This is a genomic window from Pseudomonas sp. HMWF006, assembly GCF_003061205.1.
Classification (GTDB): Bacteria; Pseudomonadota; Gammaproteobacteria; order Pseudomonadales; family Pseudomonadaceae; genus Aquipseudomonas; species Aquipseudomonas monsensis.
Window position 1 is genome coordinate 1 of record NZ_QAIU01000603.1, and the last position, 1272, is coordinate 1272.

The following is a 1272-nucleotide window of genomic DNA, read 5'->3' on the forward strand; positions in this document are numbered from 1 at the left end:
CCTGTGGGAGCGGGCTTGCCCGCGATGAGGCCCGGAAGGTCACTCAGGTTTCTGGTAGCTATCGATCACTTCCTGCGCCGCGCGAAACGCATCAATCGCCGCCGGCACGCCGGCATACACTGCGCAATGCAGCAGCGCCTCACGAATCTCATCCACCGTGCAGCCATTGTTCAGCGCGCCGCGCACATGGCCCTTCAACTCCTGTGGGCACTTCAGCGCGGTCAGTGCGGCGAGGGTGATCAGGCTGCGGGTTTTCAGCGGCAGACCTTCACGATTCCACACGCCGCCCCAGGCGTGTTCATTGACGAAATCCTGCAGCGGCTGGGTGAACTCGGTGGCGTTGCCCAAGGCGCGATCAACAAATGCATCGCCCATTACCTGACGGCGGACTTCAACCCCGGACTTCTTCGACTCGGTCATGGCATATCCCTCTTGTGGTGTTGGCGGCGCCAGGCGCGGATCGACGTGAACAGCAGAAACGTCAACAGCGTCGGCAAGACATAAAACAGCATCAACCGTTCGAGCTTGCCGGCCAGCGGCATGCCGGTGGTGAACGACACCACGTGCAACCCGTACGCCAGGTACAAACCGAGCAACAGCAAACCTTCGGCACGTGTCACGCGGTAGCCGGAATAGAACACCGGCAGGCACAGCGCGGCGACGCCGAGCATCACCGGCAGGTCGAAATCCAGCGCGTTCGGCGACACCGACAGTGGCGTCGGTGCGATCAGTGCAGTCAGGCCGAGCACCCCCAGCAGGTTGAACAGGTTGGCGCCGATCACGTTGCCGACAGCGATATCCCGTTGCCCGCGCAAGGCCGCGATCAACGACGTCGCGAGTTCCGGCAGCGACGTGCCGACGGCGACCACGGTCAGGCCGATGACGCGTTCCGAGAAACCGAGATCAGTCGCCACCACAACCGCAGCGTTGAGCAACAGGTGCCCGGCGAACACCAGCATCGCCAGGCCGACGATGATCATCAGCACGCTGGTGATCCATGACGCCTGCAGCGCTTGCGGGGGATCGGAATGCGGTCGCGTCGAGTGGCGCGACTGCCGAAACAGCAAACCGAGGTACAACGCCAAGGCGGCCAGTAGCACGATGCCGTCGAAACGCCCGATCTCCTCGTTCCATGCCAGGACGAACACCAGCAGGCTGGCGCCGATCATCAGCGGAATATCGAGGCGCACCAGTTGCCGCGACACACGCAGCGGAATGATCAACGCCGACAGGCCGAGGGTGACAAGGATGTTGAAGATGCTGCTGCCGACC

2 protein-coding genes are annotated in these 1272 nt (G+C 63.1%); both read right to left on the minus strand.

Annotated elements, in window-relative coordinates; all coding sequences use genetic code 11:
- Positions 1-39: 39 nt before the first annotated feature.
- Positions 40-420, minus strand: coding sequence for a carboxymuconolactone decarboxylase family protein (locus DBR24_RS28055; RefSeq protein WP_011332452.1), 381 nt, complete (start codon positions 418-420; stop codon positions 40-42).
- On the minus strand, positions 417-1272 hold an 856-nt coding region (locus tag DBR24_RS28060; RefSeq protein ID WP_128616326.1), incomplete at its 5' end, for a calcium/sodium antiporter. The genes DBR24_RS28055 and DBR24_RS28060, both read right to left, overlap by 4 nt.

Coding starts and splice junctions, on each gene's coding strand:
- DBR24_RS28055 (WP_011332452.1), bottom strand. CDS start 420: ATGACCGAGTCGAAGAAGTCCGGGGTTGAAGTCCGCCGTCAGGTAATG.